Raw genomic sequence first — 22553 nt, forward strand, 5'->3', positions numbered from 1 at the left:
CTTTCTTAACGTGAATCGCCGTTGATGCGGATGATTTTCACAGTGAATGGTCGACAGGATCCTTGCTGGCAGATGCCGCTAAACCAAATTTCTCCCTGCTCGCCTATCATCACACCATCGCTGTTGGCGAAGAGATCGGAATAACGTTGGTGACGCACGACATCCTGTAGACTCGGGGTAAATACCTTATCGTAAACAGCGAGGAAGGCTTTTTTATTGAGCAGAATGCGATCCCTACCCGCTACTTGAGCCGTGATCGGATAGCTTAACATGCTGGCGACTTGCTGCTTATTGTGGCTTACCACTGCACGTTGGAACGTCTCGAAGAATTGATGGTACTGCGTATGGCTGTGAGCACCCATCAGTTGGTCGAGTCGTTGATCTATATTTTGGGTAGAGTCTGCGTAGCACGAGCTGGCGAGCAGCAGGACACCGCTAAGCATCAGCGGGAGAGAACGACGAGGTAAACGCATGGGAAACTCCGTTATAAAATAAACCCTGAGGTTTGTTGGACGTCTTCAACAGTTGATTAGCGAAACTTCTCATTGGCTAGAGTTGATAATGACAGAGGGTTATGTCAATGACTCAGTATAGCTTAGCTATTTCCAGCAAACAAAATCCCTAAGGCAGCGAGATAAAAGGCGTTACATCCAATCTTTCATCCTGTATAATGGCAGTAGATAATAACTTAAGTTATTGATTTTTAACGAATTTATAAACTGATGCCTGGGAAGGCGACAGCGAGGCAGTTATGAGTGAGAAGTTACAGAAAGTTTTAGCGCGGGCGGGACACGGTTCACGTCGTGAAATTGAAACGATGATAGCGGCAGGTCGTGTGAGCGTTGATGGCAAAATCGCCACACTCGGCGACAGAGTCGAACCGTCAAATGCATTAAAAATACGTATTGATGGTCGTCAAGTGGCGGTCATTGCAACAGAAAGTGAAGTGTGTCGGGTCTTAGCGTACTACAAACCTGAAGGTGAGCTCTGTACGCGTAATGATCCTGAAGGTCGCCCGACCGTCTTTGACCGATTACCAAAATTACATGGCGCGCGCTGGATAGCAGTAGGGCGTCTGGATGTTAATACCTGTGGGCTGCTGCTGTTTACTACCGATGGTGAACTCGCGAACCGCTTAATGCACCCAAGTCGTGAAGTTGAACGCGAGTATGCGGTGCGGGTCTTTGGGCAAGTCGATGATGATAAAATTCGTCAACTTAGCCTCGGCGTGCAACTCGAAGATGGCCCAGCAGCCTTTAAAACCCTGAAGTTTGGAGGCGGTGAAGGTATTAACCAATGGTACAACGTTACCTTGACTGAAGGGCGTAACCGTGAGGTACGTCGTCTCTGGGAAGCGGTAGGTGTACAAGTAAGCCGATTGATGCGTGTTCGTTACGGCGATATTCTCCTTCCTAAAGGACTTCCACGGGGTGGATACACCGAGATGGATCTCGCGGCCGTTAACTACTTGCGTGAGCTGGTAGGGATGAGCGAAGAAACGGTGACCAAGCTTGCCGTTGAGAAAGACCGCCGTAGCACTAAAGCGAATCAAATTCGTCGTGCGGTGAAACGCCATAATCAAATTTCAGGTAATACACGCCGCCAAGCCGCACGGGGCGAGAGCAGTCAGAAGGGAAGACCGGCTTCTCCAACGGCTAAGGCGCGACCGAACTCTAAGCGTCAACAAGCGAAGTAATCCAGTTAAATAATCAAGGCCCGAAAGGGCCTTTTTTACTACTGAAAAAGAGGCTGGTCTGTACCCTGATTCACAATGTGTTGGCGGGCATGGATAAGAAAAGCAGATAGTGGGCAGAGCAATTCCGCTCCATGATGGAAACAGCCTCTTTGCGTATAGCGGGCTTCAAGCAGCGGATTTTCTAATGATAGCCGACTCAGCGAGCGCCATTGATCCAGACTTCTGGTCTCAAAGCTTAACTGTATAAACTGTTTCCCGGTCTTAACGTCATGAAAGCGTAAAAAAAGTAAGCTACCTCCTGGTGGGATATCGTTGCGAGGATATTCAGCTAGTTGCCAGTTAAACCCCAACATTGTCTGGAGTTGGGCGATATTGGTATCGTGACCGACAAAGATAACGATCGGACGCGTTAATCGCGAAGCATAAGCATTGGGGCTTTCTGCCAGAGCATTGATAATTTGAGTCATCAGTATTGAGCCACCTTGTCTAGCGTATTCAGGGGTATCACTGACTAAATCGTACTTTGCTGCATGCAGTGCCATTAACCGACTCACATCGCTAGCTTGAGGAGCATGCCCAAAAGCCACCTCGGAAAGGGGGAGATTTTCGCTGTAAGCGAGTCGAATACTCTCTGCCATCGAAGCCGCATAAGCCACTGTCCCAGTTAATTTGACTTGTCCATTATCGTTAATGCTCACGCCCCATGGTTTTTCCAAGAATGCGCAGCTTGGTGAATCAGGGTTACACACCGCTTGGCGAAACAGGGCTATCGCCGCGTGGTAATGAGATGATAAGGGTGAGCGTTCCGCTATTCGCGCACGGACTTGCGCAAGTATTAGCGCGGTATTCGGTTTAGTGATGCCCATCTTAATGGCGTCGAACAGCGGATCCTTCGCGCCATGACTGTGTGCAATCGGTATTCCGCAGCCGGGAAATAATCCATCAAGTAATGCGCTTCCTGTGGCTTGTGTACGTTGGTCGGGTGCTGCCCATAAACTGACGCTATGCGCTGTTGGGCAGCCTTGGCTTAAGGCAGGCGCCAATCCAAGACGCTGCCATTGTTCGCGAAAATACCTGCCTTGCTGCACCATCCCTGCGTAACCATGCCCTGTAAGGTTACCTGCTGGGACATTCCAAGTTGGCCAGCGTTGTCCAGTCAGAGCAGCGTACTGATGATCATCAGTGGGTGAGCGTACACCGTGGCGCGCGACTACCACCACTTTATCTAGGATATAGTGTGGGCTTGCCTCGCTGAGCGTTGCGAAGCTCAATAAGGGTAGGGTGCAAGCTAATAATAGTGTCTTTACGGGCGACCCATATCGCATAAAATGAATACCCTCATTGATGATATTGTGGATGAGAAACAGTTGTTATATATATTTTTGCTCCGATGGTAATGGTTTTTACCGAGCTAAGATATCTTAACTGTCCTTACAGTGGTGCTGTCCACTCCCCGTTATCTGAGACAAACGCTGATTAGCGTTTTCTAGCTGTTTCTGGTATATCTCCGAGGGAATTTTTCCCAAACTTTCATGGATACAGAGTTTATTCTCATTATATTCACGGTAATTTATTAAGTTAACCGATATCAGCTCTGGCCCGTTATCAACTCTGATTTGCCGAGGAAGCCCACATTCTTCTTTCAACCGTTGAGGGCACGGATAACTCTTTCTGCAAGCAATGGCGTATCAACTTTAATCGTAAGACATTGATCTGTCCCCTCATCAATAATATTCAAAGTTCTGAAACGCTTACCGCAATATAAGCTATCATGCATAAAATCTAGTACCATTGAATATCAGGCTGATTGACAACAGATAACGGCTTTCTCTTTCGCTCTGGCAGCACTTTTTGATCCGCCGCTTAAGGTGTAAACCTAACTAAGTATTAGAGATATGACCTTATTTCGCTTCGTTATGTATTAATACTTAAGAAGTAACTAGCGTTCAGGCCTGATAATGAAGTATTTAGTGATAAGGGAGTTAAAGATATCAAAATTGGTATTTTACGCCACCATCACGTGTGCGCCAGATTATCATGCGGATGTTTTTGTCAATGCAGTTTTTTGGTGGTTTAACGTCCAAGAAGCAAAGTCTGTCTTCTTTACCTTCTACCTGATAGCCATTACCAAAGACATAGATTACGATAAGGAATGGTATTTTATCTCCTGTCGGTATATTGTATTTTTTAAGAATTTGAGCTTTATTTTTCCTCCACCAATTAATTTTTTCTGCATTAGTTAAAGGTAATTTATCGACAATCACCTGTGCAGTGCTGCCATCATAGTGTGCATCAACCACAGAGACATGTGGCTTCCTTATTATCAGATAGCCAATAACAATTAATAGTAGTAAAAATATTGAGATTAAAAACCTTCGCATTATCGGTTTCCTTCTATATCGATGACTGCTTGCATCGTTGTCAGGAATGGGCGAAAACCGAATTTATTAAATCGCTGAAGAACAAACCATATTCTGAAAAACTGGAACTGATAAAATTTCTGCTTACGTATATCACTGATATCCAGGCCAAAATGATCCTGACCTGTAAACCTGACACTTGCTTTCCAACCATAGTTATTAACATCAAGACGGAGAATGTCGATTTTTGTTGCATAAACGTCGTGGATAGTAATTCCCATTCCATTAATTTTATCAAGGAGGAAAGAGTCGAACTTTGGCAGTATAGAATCCTGAAGCGCGCTGGTGAGGTTTTTTAATTTATCATTCGGAAATCCTTTATTATTATAGTCAATAAATAATCCTATATTGTCATGTAAAACTGTTTTGGTTTGTCTTGTGGCATAGTCAGAGCGCAACTTATCCCGATAAGCTATATCTAATTGAGGATTATGGAAATCTACTCCGCGTGATGACTGAAAATTGCTAAGCATCTGATTGATTAAATGCCTGTGCGGACCAATGAAAGAAAAAGGTAGAGACGTTACCTGCATTTCTTCAAATAATAGCTTAGCACATTGCTGAATGCTTGACTTAGCCCCACGGTGAATGCCACCATAAGTCCCTGCGAACCTTGATTGCGGATTATCAAACGCTGTCAGTCGGGTTAAGGTATAGGGATCAACCACATTCGATATGTAGTTAAGCCCGAACTCTTTTTTGAGCCTGTCTTCCGGCATGTCCCCATAACGCATATCATCTGTAGAAAAATCAATGAAACACCGCTGGGTTGTAAACACCGTTGCAGGAAATACTGCATTACTCATAGGAGGTACTCCCTTACCTGGATTTATCTCAATTGAAATTAAAAATCATAATTTACACTGCCATCACGTCTACGGGTTATTGACATAATAATATTTTTATCAATACAATTTTTAGGCGGTTTTATGTTTTGAAAACAGCGTCTGTCTTCTTCCTCTTCTTCTTTATACCCATCTCCAAAAGCATAAATGGTGATTAGGAAAGGAGTATTTTGGCCTGATGGGATATTGTATTTTCGCATTATGTTTTCCTTACTTTCGTTCCACCATGATATCTTGTCTGATTCGAGAAAAGGTAATTTATCGACAATCACCTGTCCAGTTCTGCCATCATAATGTGCATCAACCACAGAGACATGTGGCTTCGTTATTATCAGATAGCCAATAACAATTAATAGTAGTAAAAATATTGAGATTACAAACCTTCGCATTATCGGTTTCCTTTTATATCGATGACTGCTTGCATCGTTGTCAGGAATGGGCGAAAGCTAAATTTATTAAATCGCTGAAGAACAAACCATATTCTGAAAAACTGGAATTGATAAAATTTCTGCTTACGTATATCACTGACATCCAGGCCAAAATGATCCTGACCTGTGAACCTGACACTTGCTTTCCAACCATAGTTATTAACATCAAGACGGAGGATGTCGATTTTTGTTGCATAAACGTCGTGGATAGTAATTCCCATCCCATTAATTTTATCAAGTATCAAAGAATCAAATTTGGGAAGTACTGAGAGTTTGATGGCAGATGTTAAATCACCTAAGCGCTCCTGAGGATATCCTCTAGAGGTGTAGTCAATAAATGATCCAATAGTTTCTTGCATAATAGAGATTGTTTTCTTGACTGCATAGTCAGAGTGCAACTTATCCCGATAAGCTATATCTAATTGAGGATTATGGAAATCTACTCCGCGTGATGACTGAAAATTGCTAAGCATCTGATTGATTAAATGCCTGTGCGGACCAATGAAAGAAAAAGGTAGAGATGTTACCTGCATTTCTTCAAATAATAGCTGAGCACATTGCTGAATGCTTAACTTAGCCCCACGGTGAATACCACCATAAGTCCCTGCGAACCTTGATTGCGGATTATCAAACGCTGTCAGTCGAGTTAAGGTGTAGGGATCAACCACATTCGATATGTAGTTAAGCCCGAACTCTCTTTTGAGCCTGTCTTCCGGCATGTCCCCATAACGCATATCATCTGTAGACAAATCATTGAAACACCGCTGGGTTGTAAACACCGTTGCAGGAAATACTGCATTACTCATAGGGGGTACTCCCTTACCTGGATTTGGATTTATGTTGATTAACATTACAAATCACCCTTTTAACAAAGTATAACGTAAAACCCTTTATTTGATATGGGTATTATTACTCTTTTCCAGCATGATTTTGTTGTCATCCTATTTTTAGCGCTGGGATCAATTCCGGATGTGAAAAGCTTCTAGCTTCGTCGCGATGTTGCCTTGCGTCTGCCAGAGATACGGCAGGGTAGGCGCCTATGGATAACAACTTTTTTATCTTCAAAGCGATCACCTAACCGCCAGTATTTTGAGTCGTTGAGATGAAACAGCAGGCAGAGGCCGAACCCATCAGTGAGCTTGATGGTCTTTTCAGAAAGCTTTGCATTTTTTACTTTAGTATCAGTAAGTGAAATAACGGTTTCCCTGATTACTGGTAAAAAGAAAATCGAACCCGCTTTACCAGCAAAGGGTGTAGCGTAGAGTGTTTTTAGTGAACGAGAGTAGGCAAACGAGAGGGAATAACCTATTGATAGAAAGCAAAAAACCAGACGTCAGTAGACATCTGGTTTCTTTAATATGGCTCCTCAGACTGGACTCGAACCAGTGACATACGGATTAACAGTCCGCCGTTCTACCAACTGAACTACAGAGGAATTGGGTTAACGCGGCGCATCGTAACGATTCACCGCAGCCATGTCAAAGCTAAAATTACATCATAACGTCTGAGTGAATAAGAAAGCGACAACTTGGTTAAAAAATAGGTTAACTCACTGAATTTGTTAGCCTAGACCAAGCTTATGCATCCATTCTTCGACAGTGTCTTGGCTACTCATATCAGGTTGTAATAAGCCGTTGACCATAAAGCTCGGCGACACATGTATCCCATTCTGCCGAGCATATTTTGCTTGCCGTTTCACTAAATCTTGCAAATTGGTTTGGTCAAAGATATCTCTCACATCCACGCCACTGTAAGCCGCTAAACGTTTCAGCAATTGTTCTGGCGTGGTATGCAAGTTTGGCCCCCGACAGTGATCGATAAATTCAAATTGCTCACGGTGATCAGCCACACTTTGCATCACTGCTTGCACTGCCGCTTGACCTTCAACCAAAGTAGATGCTGCAAGGATATAACGCACAATAATGCTGGAGAACATATGCCAAGGCTGCGACTGCAGCCGGATTTTAATTTGTAAATGATCCTTGCCGGCGTCAGCCAGCAAGGCAGGGAGTTTATTAAAAGTCAGAACTGAAAAAGGACATGTGGGTTCTAAAAAAACCTCTAACACAGGATCTCCACTTCCCCAAGTAAAGCTCTGCTCGCTATGGTGAAATAGGACGTCAGTCATGGTACTTATCCTTGCGTTAATGATTGTTTATGCACCAAGCATGGCAAAGATAAGTCACATTTTCCAGTGAGAGACGCCTGATTATTCCGCAGGGCCCGCTTTGCGCCCAGGCTGTGCATCGAGACTTTGACCGTGAGTCGCTTGACTATCATCACCCATCAACCAAAGATAAAGCGGCATAATATCGCTCGGCGTTTTCAGCTTCGTACTATCTTCACTCGGGTAAGCGTTAGCCCGCATCTGGGTGCGAGTGCCACCAGGATTAATACAATTTACCCGAACTTGTGTATCGGCAAGCTCTTCTGCTAACACTTGCATCATCCCTTCGGTGGCAAACTTGGACATCGCATAAGCTCCCCAACCTTCGCGGCCTTGGCGACCAACACTCGATGTTGTGAAAATCAACGAGGCTTGCTCAGCATTAAGCAGTAAGGGCATGATGGCTTGCGTAAGGTAAAAAGTTGCATCGAGATTGACGGTCATCACCTGTTTCCAAAGTGTGGGTGGCGTATCCATCAATGGTAAAATTTTACCCAATATTCCTGCGTTATGTAAGACCCCATCAAGGGTGGGAGCGACTAAGGCAATATGTTGCGCGAGTGTCTGATAATCTTCTGGTTTAGCAGTAGCGAAATCTATTTTGAAGAGGGAAGGGAATTGACCAAATTTATGATGGATTTCGGCGCCAACATGATCGAGCTTCTGTTGATTACGGCCAAGAAGGATCAACCGCGCACCGTGTCGCGCATAAGTGAGCGCTGCTTCATGTCCAATTCCATCGGTTGCACCCGTGACAAGTATTGTTCGATTTTTTAACAGATCGTTGGCTGCTTGATATTGCATAGCGTTTTCCTTAAGCAGAAGAGATGAGCGGTTATGCCGTTTCTATGGCTATGTTACAATTATAGGGGATGACTCACCGCGACAGATTATTTCAAACAATTAATTTTTATCGTCACTTACCCTCGAGAGGAGAATAACGTGGGTTTTACAGCAGAATATAGTTTATTCCTAGCCAAAAGTGTGACCTTGGTAGTGGTCATCTTGGGTATAGTGGTTTTTATTGTGAATCAGCGTAGCAAAACGAAGCAATCCCCTGGTGAGTTACTGATTCGCGATCCTGGTAAAGAGTTTGAACAACTTCAGAAACGTCTTGAACAAGCTCTCGTTGACCCCTCAGCTCAGAAGCAGTGGCGCAAAACACAAAAACAGAATGAGAAGGCGCGTTTAAAAGAAGAGAAAGCCAATGCGAAAGCGGGAAGTACGCCTACTAAGTCTGTCCTCTTCTTATTAAATTTTAAAGGCAGTATGGATGCTCATGAAGTCGAGACACTTCGTAAAGAAGTCTCTGCCGTCCTGTCTGTTGCGAAACCAGGTGATGAAGTTTTACTCAAACTGGAAAGTCCCGGCGGTGTTGTACATGGCTATGGTTTAGCGGCTTCACAATTACAACGTATCCGTGATAAAGGATTAACCCTGACGGCCGTGGTTGATAAAGTGGCAGCCAGCGGCGGCTATATGATGGCTTGCGTAGCTAACCATATCGTAGCAGCCCCTTTCTCTATTATCGGTTCTATTGGCGTTGTGGCGCAAATTCCCAATATCCATCGTTTATTAAAGAAAAATGACATCGATGTCGAGTTGCATACGGCAGGACAATATAAACGTACGCTGACCATGTTGGGTGAGAACAGTGAAGAGGGGCGCGAAAAATTCCGTCAAGACCTGGATGAAACCCATCAGCTGTTTAAGTCATTCGTTGCAGAGATGCGTCCGAGCCTAGATATCAATAGCGTGGCGACTGGAGAGCATTGGTATGGCAAACAGGCGTTAGAAAAAGGGCTTATCGATGAGATCGCGACTAGCGATGCACTGATAATCAGTAAGATGCAGCAATTCAGGTTGCTAAGTCTATGCTATACCCGTCGTAAAACCGTCATGGAACGCTTTACTCAAAGCGGTGCAACGGTATTTGAAAAGGCAATACTTAAGTTATGGCAACGGGGTCAGAAACCGCTACTCTAACACCAATCTCTCTATGTTGAAGCCTCTTTTACCAGAGGCTTTTTAGCCGTTATCTGGATAATTATCCTGTCAGTTTTTTTCTAGGGTTATCCCGCAAGTGGCTAGAATTAATGTTGCGAAACTGATTTTATCAGGTAGAGTGTGGCGATTTAGCGTAGCAGACTAACAGGTCTGGTTTTATGATAATGCTGGAAATTAAATTATTTTAATCAGTTGGTTATTTCCCGCTGGAATGCCACAATTATGCTATACAACATATTCTGTAACAGAATTTAGCGGGTAATGAATGTTATCCATCAACGTTTTTTTACGTTCGTTGAACGTTTCTATTAGGTAGATTATTTATGGGTAAAGCACTTGTAATAGTGGAGTCACCTGCAAAGGCCAAAACGATTAATAAATATCTGGGCAGTGGCTACGTTGTCAAATCAAGTGTGGGTCACATTCGTGACTTACCAACAAGTGGTTCGGCAACAAAAAAAAGTGGGACTACCAGTAAAGCCAAAGGGACCAAAGCGGTTAAAAAGGACGCAACCGAAGCGTTAGTGAACCGTATGGGCGTTGATCCGTGGCACGGTTGGAAAGCGAATTACCAAATCTTACCGGGCAAAGAGAAAGTAGTGGCTGAGTTACAAGCACTCGCGAAAGATGCTGACCATATTTACCTCGCAACGGATTTGGACCGCGAAGGGGAAGCTATTGCGTGGCACTTACGGGAAATTATCGGCGGTGACGATCAACGTTTCAGCCGTGTGGTGTTTAACGAGATTACTAAGAACGCTATCCAACAAGCCTTCGAAAAGCCAGGGCAGTTAAATATCGACCGCGTCAATGCCCAACAAGCTCGCCGCTTTATGGACCGCGTTGTGGGCTATATGGTCTCCCCATTATTGTGGAAAAAGATAGCGCGTGGCCTTTCTGCTGGTCGTGTGCAGTCTGTCGCGGTACGTTTAGTGGTTGAGCGCGAGCGTGAAATTAAAGCTTTTGTGCCTCAAGAGTATTGGGAAGTGGATACTACGCTCAACACCCCGAAAGGTGATGAGCTACTGATGCGCGTCACTCATAAACATGACAGTGCATTTCGTCCAACCAACAAACAAGACGCTGACTCAGCAGTTAAGCTACTTAAAAAAGCACGATTTGAGGTCCTTGACCGCGAAGATAAACCAACGAGTAGTAAAGCCAGCGCCCCTTTTATCACTTCAACGTTACAACAAGCTGCCAGCACACGGCTTGGCTATGGCGTGAAAAAGACCATGATGTTGGCGCAACGTCTGTATGAGGGTGGTCACATCACCTATATGCGTACTGACTCAACCAACTTAAGCCAGGACGCGCTGAGTATGGCACGCGACTATATCCAATCAGAATTTGGTGATAAGTATTTGCCAGACTCTGCGACCCTTTATTCGAATAAAGAGAATTCCCAAGAAGCTCACGAAGCCATCCGCCCTTCAGACGTTTCAGTTGATGCCGATCAGCTTAAAGATATGGAAGCTGACGCACGTAAGTTATATCAACTTATTTGGCGTCAATTCGTTGCCTGTCAGATGACCCACGCCCGTTACGATTCGACGACGTTGACGGTTAAAGCGGACGAGTATCTACTCAAGGCGAAAGGACGTACTTTACGTTTTGATGGTTGGACAAAGGTGATGCCAGCCCTGCGTAAAAATGATGAAGATATGACGCTTCCTGTCGTGACGGTCGGTGATGCGCTCGATTTACAAGAAGTTTTACCGCGGCAGCTTTTCACCAAGCCACCGGCTCGCTTTAGTGAAGCGTCATTGGTGCGTGAATTAGAGAAGCGGGGTATTGGTCGACCTTCTACCTATGCGTCAATCATTTCCACCATTCAAGACCGTGGTTACGTACAAGTCGAGAATCGCCGCTTCTACGCGGAAAAAATGGGCGAGATCGTCACTGATCGCTTGGAAGAGAATTTCCAAGAGTTGATGAATTATGATTTTACCGCGCGGATGGAAGATAATCTTGACCAAGTCGCCAATGACCAGGCCGAATGGAAAGGGGTACTTGATAATTTCTTCGGTGACTTCACTCAGCAGCTAACCCAAGCTGAAAAAGATCCGGCAGAAGGGGGAATGCAACCTAACCCAATGGTGCTCACCTCTATCGATTGCCCGACCTGTGAACGCGCTATGGGAATTCGTACCGCCACCACTGGCGTCTTTTTAGGGTGTTCAGGCTACGCCTTGCCTCCTAAAGAACGGTGTAAGCAAACTATCAATCTCATTCCTGAAAGCGAAGTGTTGAATATCCTCGAAGGGGATGATGCGGAAACTAATGCCTTACGTGCACGCCGTCGCTGTGTTAAATGTGGTACGGCAATGGACAGTTATCTCATCGATGAGAAACGTAAACTTCATGTGTGTGGTAACAATCCTTCGTGCGACGGTTATGAAGTTGAAGAAGGCGAGTTTCGTATTAAAGGCTATGATGGCCCAATTGTTGAATGCGACAAATGCGGCAGTGAGATGCATCTAAAATTGGGACGCTTTGGTAAGTACATGGCCTGTACCAATGAAGAGTGTAAAAATACGCGAAAAATTTTACGTAACGGAGAGGTGGCGCCACCGAAGGAAGATCCGGTTCCCTTACCTGAATTAGTTTGCGAAAAATCTGAAGCCTATTTTGTATTACGGGATGGGGCATCTGGAATTTTCCTTGCGGCCAATACTTTCCCTAAATCACGTGAAACACGCGCCCCTCTTATTGAAGAGTTGCAGCGTTTTAAAGAACGTTTACCTGAGAAGTTTATTTATTTGACCGAAGCGCCTGCAACGGATCCTCAAGATAATAAAACTCTCGTTAGATACAGCCGTAAAACAAAGCAGCAATATGTCTCTTCTGAAAAAGAGGGTAAAGCGACCAATTGGACTCTGTTTTATATCAATGGTAAATGGCAAGAAGCTAAAAAGTAACCCCTCCACGCACGCCCCACTAGGGCGTGTGTATCTCTTCCTGCATGATAAAGCCCTTAAAAGTGTTATAACCCATTATTCTTTCTGTATATAAATAATGTTATGATGGTTATAGAAAGCTACTTTTCTCCCGCTTCTTTTTGGCCAGCCTAGCCCCTACGTCGTAGCGTGTTAAGGAAGATTAATGAAATTACAGCAGTTACGTTATATCGTCGAAGTTGTTAACCATAATTTGAATGTTAGTTCGACGGCTGAGGGGCTTTATACCTCACAACCTGGGATCAGTAAGCAAGTCAGGATGCTTGAAGACGAACTGGGTATTCAAATTTTCTCACGTAGCGGCAAACACCTCACGCAAGTGACACCGGCGGGTCAAGAAATTATTCGCATCGCACGCGAAGTCTTATCGAAAGTTGACGCAATAAAATCGGTAGCAGGGGAGCATACTTGGCCTGACCAAGGCTCGCTTTACGTTGCAACAACGCATACGCAAGCCCGTTATGCGCTACCCGAGACGATAAAAGGATTTATGCAAAAATACCCACGGGTTTCTTTGCATATGCACCAAGGCTCACCCACCCAAATTGCTGAGTCGGTCTCAAAAGGAAATGCAGATTTTGCTATTGCAACGGAAGCGCTGCATCTTTATGACGATTTAATTATGTTACCTTGTTACCATTGGAACCGTTCAATCGTTGTCCCACCTTCGCATCCCCTTGCGCAGAAGAAAGAGATCACAATTCAAGAACTGGCCGAGTATCCTTTGGTCACTTATACCTTTGGCTTTACCGGGCGTTCTGAGCTCGATACCGCTTTTAGCCATGCGGGATTAACACCGAAAATTGTGTTCACCGCGACGGATGCTGATGTCATCAAAACTTATGTGCGGTTAGGACTAGGAATCGGTGTGATTGCCAGCATGGCGGTCGACCCCGTTTCTGACCCAGATTTGGTCGGAATAGATGCCTCCAATATCTTCACGCATAGCACGACAAAAATTGGCTTTCGCAGTAGTAGCTTTTTACGCAGCTACATGTATGACTTTATCCAACGTTTTGCATCACACTTAACAAGAGATGTCGTTGACACGGCAATAGCCTTACGTTCAAACGATGATATTGAAGCTATGTTTAAAGATATAAAGTTACCTTTTAAATAGGTCACTACATTGATTTATGACTATTCTTCAAGTTAGTAAAGCTAAGCTTGATCACAGTCATGGGCGAGTTGGCAATTCCCGCCATACTGCACACCAACGATTAATGAACGTGTGGTATGGAAGAATAATGGATCACCAAATTGAATCACCCATAGCGAAATACGTAACTCAGCGAGTCTTAGTCAAGACAATCTGGTTACTAAGCTTTGGGTTTTGTATCGGTTTTTGGGCTCTTTGTGGCTACTTATTGTGGAAAGTTTTGCTTTAGCAACTCATTGCTCGATGAAACAATGACAATTAGAACCGAGTTCCAGTATCAGAACCCAGCTCTTGTGTTAAGCAACCTATCCCAGCAGTTAAGGGCGAGTTCACGAACGTCCCAGCAAATGCCCTAATTTCTCTGCTTTGGTATCGAGGTAGTGGCTATTTTTAGGATTACGCCCGACTTGAAGAGGAACCCTTTCACTAATTTTAATTCCGGCCTCACTGAGTACACTGACTTTCTTCGGATTATTGGTCAGTAAACGGATTTTATCGACACCCAATAGGGTGAGCATATCCGCACAGAAGGAAAAGTCACGTTGGTCCGGAGCAAAGCCTAAGGCTTCGTTGGCTTCAACCGTATCATAGCCTTTATCCTGTAACGCATAGGCTTTAATTTTATTGAGTAATCCTATACCCCGTCCTTCTTGACGATGATAAAGCAAAATCCCTCGTCCTTCTTTTGCAATGGCATCCAGTGCCGACTCAAGTTGAAACCCGCAATCACAACGCAGACTGAACAGTGCATCACCCGTTAAACATTCGGAATGAACACGGGTGAGGACTGGTGTATCGCCACTAATATCGCCAAACACTAGTGCTACATGATCTTTTTGGGTTGAAATTTCTTCAAAGCCAACCATTAGGAACTCGCCCCATTGGGTAGGAAGTTTGGCCTCGGCTATACGTGTTAACTGCATTACTTACCCCAGTATTTAATTTATACTCAATATCCTCAATGCTTGCCTATATTCTGCCATAGTCACAGCAGAAGTCTGTAAGATGTTAACGAAAAAGCACACCAAGATACTATTGTAATGAGGAATTATGAGTAAGCAGCTGAAGAACTTAACACTCGGTGCAATACTATTATTACTACCGGCACTATTAGCACTCGTTTGTGGATGGCATTGGCATGGACAGCAGACCTCAATTACCGCCTATCCCTTTTACCTGTTTACACAAACGGTTACGCGTCCATGGGGTATTGTCACCTCAATACTTTTGGGTCTCCTGCTCTATCGCAATGCGTTACCGCTAACACGTAACTTAGGTGTGTCACTTCTTTTGATGGTGATTGTTGTATGGGGTGGGCAGGGTATTAAATCTTTATTAAAACCTTATTTCGCTCAACCGCGACCTTACGTAGTGGCCTTGATGGAAGAGATGCACCAAACCCCGAGCTATTTTTATCAGCAAACGCAGTCTGAGCGTCAACAGCTTATTCGCGAGGCCAGCACCTTCTGGCCAACCTTACCTGCTTGGCAGCAAGGGCACTGGCTAAAAGAGACAGGGTACTCATTTCCTTCAGGACATAGTTTCTTCGTTGCAAGTTGGCTACTGCTTTTCTACGGCCTACTGAGTATTAAAAAATCTTGGCCGCTGTTAATTATTGTCACGCTGTGGGCATGGGCGGTGATGTGGAGTAGAATGTTATTAGGTATGCATTGGCCAAGAGATCTCATCGCCTCTGTTGTGATTGCTTGGGGCTTTACATTTTTAGTCTTGGTAATTTACCACTTCTTTTCGCACCGACGATCATAAAGTGGTTTTTTTACCAATATCGATTGTAAAAGCGTGAATGATCCCCATACTATAAGCAGTAATTGGTAAAATTTTTTTAATACAATTTGATTAAATAGTTGGTTTGTTGGACCAACGGTTTGAAGGGATGCCAAGTGAAATTTAAATATTTGCTATTATTTATCGTCGTTCTATTTATTTTTATTGTCTCTTTTACCCTTGGGGCGAAAAATGAACAAATAGTGACCTTCAACTTTTTAGTGGCTGAAGGGACATTCAGATTATCGACACTTCTGGCTTCTTTATTTGGTATCGGCTTCCTTTTAGGATGGGCGATATGTGGTCTGTTTTGGTTACGAGCCCGTGTTGCCTTAGCTCATGCGAAAAACAAAGTTATCAAACTTGAACAACAGCTCACTAAGTAGCGATAGTCGTATGTTCGTTAAGCCACTCTACCTAGGATCATACGATGCTTGAGTTGTTGTTCCTGCTATTGCCTGTCGCAGCCGCCTATGGTTGGTATATGGGGAGAAGGAGTGCGCAGCAGGGTAAGCAACAAGAGGCTAATCGTCTGTCTCGTGAATATGTGACAGGTGTCAACTTTTTGCTCTCCAATCAACAAGACAAAGCCGTTGACCTCTTCTTAGATATGCTTAAAGAAGATGCGACAGAGATCGAAGCCCACTTAACCTTGGGTAATCTCTTTCGCTCACGTGGTGAAGTTGACCGGGCAATAAGAATTCACCAATCCTTAATAGAAAGTACCTCTCTTGATTATGATCAACGATTGCTTGCTACTCAACAATTGGGGCGAGACTATATGGCAGCGGGGCTTTACGACCGTGCCGAGTCGATGTCTAAGCAATTGATCAATGAAAATGATTTTAAAGTTAGTGCATTAAAACAACTCCTCTCTATTTACCAATTGACTAGCGATTGGCAGCAATCTATTGATACCGCAGAAAAACTGGCACGTGCTGATAAATCACCACAAGGGACCAATATCGCTCATTTCTATTGTGAATTAGCACTTCAAGCAATGGCTGGGGATGACTTAGAAAGGGCATTGACCTTATTACGTAAAGCCGAATCGGCAGATAAGAACTGTGCGCGTGTTTCTATTATGTTTGGTAGGGTATGGACGGCCAAAGAAGAGCCAGAGAAAGCGGTCCAAGTTCTACAAAAAGTCCCAGAACAGGACCCAGAGATGATTAGCGAGGTACTGCCGTTAATCAAAGAGTCCTATCAACGGTTAGAGGATATGAGTCAATGGCGACTATTTTTAGAAAAATGTGTGGCGAAACATCGAGGGAGTATGGCGGAACTCTACTTAGCTGAAGAGATCGAATCTCATCAGGGACTTGAGCCGGCTCAACATTTTCTCGAAGCACAACTCCATTCCGCACCAACCTTGTATGGCTTCCATCGATTAGTTAACTACTACTTGGAAGGTACTCAAGATGGCCGAGCTAAAGAGAGTCTAGCGGTACTGCGAGATATGGTGGGTGAACAGTTACGTTTAAAACCCCGGTATCGTTGTCAAAAATGTGGGTTTACTGCTCATGCTATTTATTGGCATTGCCCATCTTGTAAAAGCTGGTCGACAATAAAACCGATGAGAGGTTTGGACTCATAAAAAAGATACACATTAGTTACAACATACTATTGAAGTTTCAAAAACAGCGATACTTTGGCATTGTCACCGATTTAGTTAAGCAGGTAAAATGGAAGGGAATTGGTTGCCTCCCTACTGTAAGGAATAATATGTCTGTATCTTCACCCGTGATTGTGGCTTTCGACTTCGACAATTTGAATTCTGCCTTGGCTTTGGCCGATCGAATCGACCCTAAAAGTTGTCGTTTGAAGATTGGTAAAGAGATGTTCACACGTTTCGGACCAGAAGTCATTCATGCCTTACATAGTCGTAATTTTGAGCTGTTTCTTGACTTAAAGTTCCACGATATTCCTAACACCGTTGCCAAAGCGGTGACTGCTGCCGCAGACCTTGGGGTATGGATGGTTAACGTACATGCTGGAGGGGGAGCTCGGATGATGGAAGCTGCCAAACATGCACTGGATAAATATGGTAATGAAGCACCTCACCTTATTGCTGTCACCGTATTAACGAGTATGGACCAATCTGATCTCCATGGCCTAGGCATTCAAGATACCCCATCACAGCATGCTGCCAAATTAGCGAGTCTTGCAAAATCCTGTGGCGTAGCAGGGGTCGTCTGCTCTGCACAGGAAGCGGTACAGTTTAAGCAGACGCTGGGTAAAGAGTTTCTTCTTGTCACGCCAGGTATTCGTCCTGCAGGCAGTGAACAAGGCGACCAGCGCCGTATTATGACTCCGGTCGACGCGGTTAATGCTGGTGTTGATTACATGGTTATCGGTCGTCCCATCACTCAGTCAGCTAACCCAGAGCATACTCTTAAAACGATTTTACGCTCGTTGGAGGCACTAGCATGAAAGATGATGCACCATTAGTCTATTCGACTGAGGGGGGAAGGATTACACCACCAAAAGAAGCAATTTCTCGTCCAAAAGGGGATGGTATTGTTCGCCTTAGCCGTCAAACCAGCGGACGTAAAGGTAAAGGTGTTTGCATCATTACAGGTCTTGATTTAGAGGATACAGCCCTTAGCCAACTCGCCGCAGAGCTCAAAAAAAAATGTGGGTGTGGGGGGACAGTAAGTGAGGGGAGTATTGAAATTCAGGGTGACAAACGTGATTTTCTTAAAAACTATTTAGAAGGGAAGGGTTTTCACGTGAAGCTTGCTGGGGGGTAATCCTCGTACGAGAGGCCGGTGCGAACACCGGCTTCACTTAATTACCTGACTGATGTCCTATCACACCGCCTAACGCAGCGCCACCGAGCGTACCTAGCCCATCACCATGGGTTAATACTGAGCCACCAATGGCACCAATCCCTGCGCCGATAGCAGTATTTCGGTTTCTTTTAGACCAGTTGGAACAACCACTTAAAACTGTCACTAGCGTTAATGCAATAACTGCTTTGACCATTGTTTTATTATTAAGTGTCATAAATTCTCCTTGTTGAACAGTTACTATCCAACGTAATCCATCCAACTAAATCAGACTGTTAGTTATATGGGATTTAATAGCAAGTATCAAGGATTTTAATTTGTATACAATCTAAATTATAGGTGAATTCTCTTATATATTGAGGTGCTGACCTAATTTTACAATTAATCGCTATTTACCCTCTTGTTATCAGGATATGTGTACCATGAAATACTTTATTTAACGGTAAAAAAACCACCCTGTAGGGTGGTTGAGAATTTTACAAAGCTATTATGCGATAGGTCGAGCGACAACGGATCGCGTCTCCATTCTCACTTCGGCGATGGTTACCTCAATGATATCAGTCACTCGATAACGCTCTTCACCTTTGACCAGCGCGGTACCAAGTTCTTGGCTACAGACCAGCTCATCACGAACAGCGTGAATAAATGGAGCAGGAATAAAGGCCACAGCACCGTTATCGACTAGGCGGATACGCATTCCACCACGGCTAATATCGATAATTTCAGCACTAAACTTCTGTTCGGTCCCTGCAAAGGGTACTAAATACCGTGCATAGAGCCAATCACCTACATCACGCTCAGCCATACGATGCTGACGACGACGCTCAGACATGCGCAGGGTTAAGGCGTCTTCAGGCTTGCTATCTTGTTGTTTTAGGATAATTGACTTCAGAAGACGGTGGTTAACCATATCGCCATATTTACGAATAGGCGAAGTCCAGGTTGCGTAAGCGTCTAGCCCTAATCCAAAATGTGGGCCTGCTGCAGTCCCAATTTCTGCAAAAGACTGGAAGCGACGAATACGACTATCTAAATATTGTGTCGGCTCTTCATCTAAACGGCGGCGTAAGACTTTAAAGCCTTCTAACGTGGCAATCGACGCAGCTTCAACGGTGATGCCGTGATTAGCAAGAATAGCGCTCGCTTGCTCAGCATTTTGTTCATCAAAGCCACTATGTAGGTTGTAAATACCAAATCCAAGTTGATCCCGAAGGACTTCACCCGCCACGATATTAGCAGTGATCATGGCCTCTTCAACCATTTTATTGGCGACCCTACGCTGCTCAGTAATGATTTCTAAGACTTCACCTTTCTCGCCCAAGACAAAGCGATAATCAGGGCGGTCGCGGAATACTAGCGCATGCGTCTTACGCCATTGATGGCGTGTGGTGCAGAAGTTTTGCAACAAGGTAATTTGTTGTGCAATGGCTTCACTTTCTGGTTGCCACTCACCGGTATTTTCCAGCCAGTTTGATACGTTATCGTAGACGAGCTTCGCTTTCGACTCAATCCAAGCTGCATAGAATTCTGGTGTGCCAACCACAGCGCCTTCGCTATCGATAGTGATATCGCAGGCTAAAACAGGTCTTTTAACGTTAGGGCGTAACGAGCATAAATTATCAGAAAGCTCACGCGGTAACATTGGGATATTGAAACCCGGGAGATAGTTTGTGAAAGCTCGTTCGGCCGCAATGTCGTCTAAAGGGGTGTTAGGTACCACCCACGCGGTAGGATCGGCAATCGCGACAGTCAAGCATAGCTTTCCATCGTCGAGTTGTCGTGTAAACAATGCGTCATCCATATCTTCAGTAGACGCACTATCGATCGTCACAAAATCAAATGCCGTCAGATCACGACGTTCGAGGGTCTCCGGCTGAAACTCTGGAAGATCGGCTTCAGGAGCACTGCGTCCTAAGTTATGACGTGACAGTGTCACCCACCATGGAGCAAGATGATCTTCACCAAAGGTAATGAATTCTGTTAGTTCTGCATAAAACCCACGATCTCCCTTAAGAGGGTGGCGTTTCATCTCGGCAACCGCCCAATCGCCCGCGACAAAATCGTGATCAACATCACGTGCTGGACGGCATTGGATGGCATCCTTTAATAATGGATGGTCAGGAATAATGGATAACCGGTCATCTTTTTTCTGAACTCTTCCCACGAAACGACTGAGGAAGGGTTCAATCAGTTTCTCTGGCTCGGCGCTTTCTTTATCTTTGTTTGTTTGGATCACCGCGCTAATTTTATCGCCATGCATCACTTTTTTCATTTGTGGTGGGGGAATAAAATAGCTTTTTTGGCCTTCAACTTCTAAGAAGCCGAACCCTTTATCGGTTCCTTTGACCTCACCTTCAACGCGTGGGGTCTTCTCATGCAGTGTCTGTTTTAGCTGCGCCAGCAGCGGATTATCTTGAAGCATAATTTTCAGTCATCAGTGGCTAATTGGCGGCAATCAGTTTTACGCGAATCGGTACGCTGCGGCAAGACATTAATCGCGCAATTAGCGAGTGGGAGTGGAATGACAGGAGGAATTAGGCAGGTACTGAGCATACCTGCCTAAAGATATTATTTCAGTTCTAATTCATTCATTGCGGCAATGCTAAAACCACCATCAACGTGAACGATTTCACCGGTGATCCCGCCGGCCAGATCAGAACATAAGAAGGCCGCTGAGTTACCGACATCTTCGATAGTAACGGTACGACGGATTGGTGTTACTGCTTCGCAATGTGACAACATCTTACGGAAATCTTTGATCCCTGATGCGGCCAGAGTACGGATTGGACCCGCCGAGACAGCATTGACACGTACGCTGTCAGGGCCCATCGCGTTAGCCATGTAACGCACGTTAGCTTCTAAAGATGCTTTCGCTAAGCCCATTACGTTGTAGTTAGGGATTGCGCGCTCAGCACCCAAGTATGACAGGGTCAGCAAAGCAGCATTAGGATTTAGCATTTCACGGCACTCTTTTGCCATCGCAACAAAGCTATACGCGCTGATGTCATGAGCAATTTTGAATCCTTCGCGAGTCACTGCATTCACATAGTCGCCATCTAATTGGTCTGCTGGAGCAAAACCAATTGAATGAACAAAACCATCAAACTTAGGCCAGGTTTTCGCTAATTCAGCGAACAGTGTTTTGATGCTTTCGTCTTCAGCAACATCACATGGCAGGACGATATCAGAACCGACTTCTTTAGCGAATTCTTCAACACGACCTTTAAGTTTGTCATTTTGATAGGTGAAAGCTAATTCTGCGCCTTGTTTGTGCATCGCTTGTGCGATGCCCCAAGCGATAGATAACTTGCTTGCTACACCTGTAATAAGAATGCGTTTACCTGAAAGAAAACCCATAATTTTGATCCCTTAACTATCAGTATTGTTAGCAGATACTGTCTCTGCGATAAAGTTGGCGCGATTCTAACACGACTTTTCTTCGATAGGCTAATTTGGCGAGATTTACGGCGAAAATATAGACAGATTGCCTAATCATTACGCCATGCATCAGAGGTTAATTCACTGCCAAAATGACTGTTGATTAATTTTCGCGTTAAATCATGGAGCGGACAGGCTAGAACATCAGCGGTTCCACCACGTTCGACCACTTCACCGTCTCGCATCACTAATAGTGAATCGCTAACATGCTTCATCATACCGATTTGTTGAGTGACATAGATATAAGAGAGCCCATCACGCTCTTGCAATTCCAACATCAAATTGACTAACTGTGAACGCATAGTCATGTCCAAGGAGGTCATGGCCTCATCGGCAATCAGGATTTTTGGCTGTAAAATCAACGCTCGGGCCAGGGCAAGACGCTGCCGCTGTCCCGGTGCCAACATGTGCGGATACAATCCAGCATGTTCTTTAAGTAATCCCACTTTTTGTAGCGTGGCGATAATATGTTGGTAACGCAGTTCATCGGTCAATTCACTATTGAGTCTTAGCGGCAGATCAAGAATTTGGCTGATGCGCTGTCGTGGATTCAGTGAGGCAGTGGGGTCTTGTAATATCATCCGAATAAGCGGGCTACGAAAACGATAATCGCCGTAGACCAGGGGTTGATTATTAATTAGCATCTCCCCCGAGGTGGGTGCAACCATCCCTGCTAGCATCTTCGCTAAGGTTGATTTCCCAGAACCATTTTTGCCAATGATTGCTAGGGTTTGTCGCTCCTTTAATGTAAAGCTGACATTTTTTACCGCATCGATCTGTTGGGAACGAAATAATCCAGTCTTATATCGATACGTTTTGTTCAGATTCCTGACTTCTAATAGGGTTTCTAACATAG

At 44.6% G+C, this 22553-nt stretch carries 22 protein-coding genes, 1 tRNA gene and 2 pseudogenes; 9 read left to right on the forward strand and 16 right to left on the reverse strand.

All coding sequences use genetic code 11. The features are described 5' to 3' along the window. Nucleotides 1–5: 5 nt before the first annotated feature. Nucleotides 6–473: a hypothetical protein gene (locus HH682_RS00910; RefSeq protein WP_214235347.1), complete on the reverse strand. Its 468-nt coding sequence runs from the start codon at nucleotides 471–473 to the stop codon at nucleotides 6–8. Between the two features lie 278 nt (nucleotides 474–751). Here HH682_RS00910 and rluB point away from each other — a divergent pair, with 278 nt between their 5' ends. Continuing rightward, nucleotides 752–1696, forward strand: coding sequence for a 23S rRNA pseudouridine(2605) synthase RluB (gene rluB, locus HH682_RS00915; RefSeq protein WP_214235349.1), 945 nt, complete (start codon nucleotides 752–754; stop codon nucleotides 1694–1696). A 38-nt stretch (nucleotides 1697–1734) separates the two neighbouring features. Here the strand turns inward: rluB and HH682_RS00920 are convergent, their stop codons facing one another. The 10 genes and pseudogenes from HH682_RS00920 to HH682_RS00960 all read right to left on the reverse strand — a co-directional run bounded on the left by HH682_RS00920 (nucleotide 1735) and on the right by HH682_RS00960 (nucleotide 8360). Further along, entirely contained in the window at nucleotides 1735–3021 is a 1287-nt protein-coding gene (locus HH682_RS00920) for a histidine-type phosphatase (protein WP_214235351.1), read from the reverse strand. Nucleotides 3022–3117: 96 nt separating this feature from the next. After that, nucleotides 3118–3576, reverse strand: a pseudogene (locus HH682_RS00925) (DDE-type integrase/transposase/recombinase); the annotation flags it as partial. A gap of 111 nt (nucleotides 3577–3687) precedes the next feature. After that, nucleotides 3688–4077 carry a DUF943 family protein gene (locus tag HH682_RS00930; protein ID WP_250318469.1) on the reverse strand — a complete coding sequence of 130 codons (390 nt, stop codon included), beginning with the start codon at nucleotides 4075–4077 and terminating at the stop codon, nucleotides 3688–3690. Continuing rightward, nucleotides 4077–4922 carry a DUF3289 family protein gene (locus HH682_RS00935; protein ID WP_214235353.1) on the reverse strand — a complete coding sequence of 282 codons (846 nt, stop codon included), beginning with the start codon at nucleotides 4920–4922 and terminating at the stop codon, nucleotides 4077–4079. Before HH682_RS00935 ends, HH682_RS00930 begins: the two co-directional genes overlap by 1 nt. Before the next feature lie 38 nt (nucleotides 4923–4960). After that, complete coding sequence (locus HH682_RS00940; RefSeq protein ID WP_250318470.1) at nucleotides 4961–5350, reverse strand: DUF943 family protein; 390 nt, start codon at nucleotides 5348–5350, stop codon at nucleotides 4961–4963. Beyond that, nucleotides 5350–6195 (reverse strand): DUF3289 family protein, encoded by an 846-nt coding sequence (locus tag HH682_RS00945; RefSeq protein ID WP_214235355.1) that lies wholly within the window; start codon nucleotides 6193–6195, stop codon nucleotides 5350–5352. Before HH682_RS00945 ends, HH682_RS00940 begins: the two co-directional genes overlap by 1 nt. 122 nt (nucleotides 6196–6317) lie before the next feature. After that, nucleotides 6318–6584 (reverse strand): annotated as a pseudogene (locus HH682_RS15645) (Arm DNA-binding domain-containing protein); the annotation flags it as partial. A 164-nt stretch (nucleotides 6585–6748) separates the two neighbouring features. Further along, a tRNA-Asn gene (locus HH682_RS00950) sits at nucleotides 6749–6824 on the reverse strand. Between the two features lie 126 nt (nucleotides 6825–6950). Continuing rightward, nucleotides 6951–7517, reverse strand: a complete 567-nt coding sequence (locus tag HH682_RS00955; protein ID WP_214235357.1) for a DsbA family protein — start codon at nucleotides 7515–7517, stop codon at nucleotides 6951–6953. An 81-nt stretch (nucleotides 7518–7598) separates the two neighbouring features. Beyond that, nucleotides 7599–8360, reverse strand: a complete 762-nt coding sequence (locus tag HH682_RS00960) for a YciK family oxidoreductase (protein ID WP_214235359.1) — start codon at nucleotides 8358–8360, stop codon at nucleotides 7599–7601. A gap of 138 nt (nucleotides 8361–8498) precedes the next feature. Between HH682_RS00960 and sohB the strand changes: the two genes are divergently transcribed. From sohB to cysB, 3 genes are all read left to right on the forward strand, one after another. Next, nucleotides 8499–9542: a protease SohB gene (sohB, locus tag HH682_RS00965; protein WP_214235361.1), complete on the forward strand. Its 1044-nt coding sequence runs from the start codon at nucleotides 8499–8501 to the stop codon at nucleotides 9540–9542. Nucleotides 9543–9886: 344 nt separating this feature from the next. Further along, complete coding sequence (topA, locus tag HH682_RS00970) at nucleotides 9887–12484, forward strand: type I DNA topoisomerase (protein ID WP_214235363.1); 2598 nt, start codon at nucleotides 9887–9889, stop codon at nucleotides 12482–12484. Between the two features lie 184 nt (nucleotides 12485–12668). Beyond that, entirely contained in the window at nucleotides 12669–13643 is a 975-nt protein-coding gene (gene cysB, locus HH682_RS00975; protein ID WP_214235365.1) for an HTH-type transcriptional regulator CysB, read from the forward strand. Between the two features lie 368 nt (nucleotides 13644–14011). Here the strand turns inward: cysB and ribA are convergent, their stop codons facing one another. Continuing rightward, nucleotides 14012–14605 (reverse strand): GTP cyclohydrolase II, encoded by a 594-nt coding sequence (ribA, locus tag HH682_RS00980; RefSeq protein ID WP_214235367.1) that lies wholly within the window; start codon nucleotides 14603–14605, stop codon nucleotides 14012–14014. 127 nt (nucleotides 14606–14732) lie between these two features. Between ribA and HH682_RS00985 the strand changes: the two genes are divergently transcribed. The 5 genes from HH682_RS00985 (at nucleotide 14733) to yciH (ending at nucleotide 18220) form a co-directional block, all read left to right on the forward strand. Further along, nucleotides 14733–15449: a phosphatase PAP2 family protein gene (locus HH682_RS00985; RefSeq protein ID WP_214235369.1), complete on the forward strand. Its 717-nt coding sequence runs from the start codon at nucleotides 14733–14735 to the stop codon at nucleotides 15447–15449. A 134-nt stretch (nucleotides 15450–15583) separates the two neighbouring features. Further along, on the forward strand, nucleotides 15584–15853 hold the full coding sequence (locus HH682_RS00990) for a LapA family protein (RefSeq protein ID WP_214235371.1): 270 nt from the start codon (nucleotides 15584–15586) through the stop codon (nucleotides 15851–15853). A 44-nt stretch (nucleotides 15854–15897) separates the two neighbouring features. Beyond that, nucleotides 15898–17064 (forward strand): lipopolysaccharide assembly protein LapB, encoded by a 1167-nt coding sequence (gene lapB / locus HH682_RS00995; protein ID WP_214235373.1) that lies wholly within the window; start codon nucleotides 15898–15900, stop codon nucleotides 17062–17064. A 128-nt stretch (nucleotides 17065–17192) separates the two neighbouring features. Then, a complete protein-coding gene (gene pyrF / locus HH682_RS01000) occupies nucleotides 17193–17900 on the forward strand; it encodes an orotidine-5'-phosphate decarboxylase (protein WP_214235375.1) in 708 nt (235 codons plus the stop codon). Then, entirely contained in the window at nucleotides 17897–18220 is a 324-nt protein-coding gene (gene yciH / locus HH682_RS01005; protein WP_214235377.1) for a stress response translation initiation inhibitor YciH, read from the forward strand. The genes pyrF and yciH overlap by 4 nt, the downstream gene beginning before the upstream one ends. A 37-nt stretch (nucleotides 18221–18257) precedes the next feature. On the opposite strand, the gene osmB is transcribed toward yciH, so the two are convergent. The 4 genes from osmB to sapF form a co-directional block, all read right to left on the reverse strand. Continuing rightward, on the reverse strand, nucleotides 18258–18476 hold the full coding sequence (gene osmB, locus HH682_RS01010; protein ID WP_214235379.1) for an osmotically-inducible lipoprotein OsmB: 219 nt from the start codon (nucleotides 18474–18476) through the stop codon (nucleotides 18258–18260). Nucleotides 18477–18746: 270 nt separating this feature from the next. Then, complete coding sequence (locus tag HH682_RS01015; protein WP_214235381.1) at nucleotides 18747–20681, reverse strand: exoribonuclease II; 1935 nt, start codon at nucleotides 20679–20681, stop codon at nucleotides 18747–18749. A gap of 146 nt (nucleotides 20682–20827) precedes the next feature. After that, complete coding sequence (gene fabI, locus HH682_RS01020) at nucleotides 20828–21616, reverse strand: enoyl-ACP reductase FabI (RefSeq protein WP_214235383.1); 789 nt, start codon at nucleotides 21614–21616, stop codon at nucleotides 20828–20830. Between the two features lie 131 nt (nucleotides 21617–21747). After that, nucleotides 21748–22551 (reverse strand): putrescine export ABC transporter ATP-binding protein SapF, encoded by an 804-nt coding sequence (gene sapF, locus HH682_RS01025; protein WP_214235385.1) that lies wholly within the window; start codon nucleotides 22549–22551, stop codon nucleotides 21748–21750. Nucleotides 22552–22553 lie beyond the last annotated feature (2 nt).

This window comes from Rosenbergiella gaditana (assembly GCF_018494065.1).
Lineage (GTDB): Bacteria > Pseudomonadota > Gammaproteobacteria > Enterobacterales > Enterobacteriaceae > Rosenbergiella > Rosenbergiella gaditana.

Excerpts from the sequence above, each read along its gene's own strand:
- HH682_RS01015 (WP_214235381.1), bottom strand. The coding sequence starts at position 20,681 with ATGCTTCAAGATAATCCGCTGCTGGCGCAGCTAAAACAGACACTGCAT.
- HH682_RS00910 (WP_214235347.1), bottom strand. The coding sequence starts at position 473 with ATGCGTTTACCTCGTCGTTCTCTCCCGCTGATGCTTAGCGGTGTCCTG.
- HH682_RS00960 (WP_214235359.1), bottom strand. The coding sequence starts at position 8,360 with ATGCAATATCAAGCAGCCAACGATCTGTTAAAAAATCGAACAATACTT.
- HH682_RS00945 (WP_214235355.1), bottom strand. The coding sequence starts at position 6,195 with ATGAGTAATGCAGTATTTCCTGCAACGGTGTTTACAACCCAGCGGTGT.
- lapB (WP_214235373.1), top strand. The coding sequence starts at position 15,898 with ATGCTTGAGTTGTTGTTCCTGCTATTGCCTGTCGCAGCCGCCTATGGT.
- cysB (WP_214235365.1), top strand. The coding sequence starts at position 12,669 with ATGAAATTACAGCAGTTACGTTATATCGTCGAAGTTGTTAACCATAAT.
- ribA (WP_214235367.1), bottom strand. The coding sequence starts at position 14,605 with ATGCAGTTAACACGTATAGCCGAGGCCAAACTTCCTACCCAATGGGGC.
- HH682_RS00930 (WP_250318469.1), bottom strand. The coding sequence starts at position 4,077 with ATGCGAAGGTTTTTAATCTCAATATTTTTACTACTATTAATTGTTATT.
- fabI (WP_214235383.1), bottom strand. The coding sequence starts at position 21,616 with ATGGGTTTTCTTTCAGGTAAACGCATTCTTATTACAGGTGTAGCAAGC.
- HH682_RS00985 (WP_214235369.1), top strand. The coding sequence starts at position 14,733 with ATGAGTAAGCAGCTGAAGAACTTAACACTCGGTGCAATACTATTATTA.
- sapF (WP_214235385.1), bottom strand. The coding sequence starts at position 22,551 with ATGTTAGAAACCCTATTAGAAGTCAGGAATCTGAACAAAACGTATCGA.
- pyrF (WP_214235375.1), top strand. The coding sequence starts at position 17,193 with ATGTCTGTATCTTCACCCGTGATTGTGGCTTTCGACTTCGACAATTTG.
- HH682_RS00955 (WP_214235357.1), bottom strand. The coding sequence starts at position 7,517 with ATGACTGACGTCCTATTTCACCATAGCGAGCAGAGCTTTACTTGGGGA.
- osmB (WP_214235379.1), bottom strand. The coding sequence starts at position 18,476 with ATGACACTTAATAATAAAACAATGGTCAAAGCAGTTATTGCATTAACG.
- topA (WP_214235363.1), top strand. The coding sequence starts at position 9,887 with ATGGGTAAAGCACTTGTAATAGTGGAGTCACCTGCAAAGGCCAAAACG.
- yciH (WP_214235377.1), top strand. The coding sequence starts at position 17,897 with ATGAAAGATGATGCACCATTAGTCTATTCGACTGAGGGGGGAAGGATT.
- HH682_RS00920 (WP_214235351.1), bottom strand. The coding sequence starts at position 3,021 with ATGCGATATGGGTCGCCCGTAAAGACACTATTATTAGCTTGCACCCTA.
- HH682_RS00940 (WP_250318470.1), bottom strand. The coding sequence starts at position 5,350 with ATGCGAAGGTTTGTAATCTCAATATTTTTACTACTATTAATTGTTATT.
- HH682_RS00935 (WP_214235353.1), bottom strand. The coding sequence starts at position 4,922 with ATGAGTAATGCAGTATTTCCTGCAACGGTGTTTACAACCCAGCGGTGT.
- rluB (WP_214235349.1), top strand. The coding sequence starts at position 752 with ATGAGTGAGAAGTTACAGAAAGTTTTAGCGCGGGCGGGACACGGTTCA.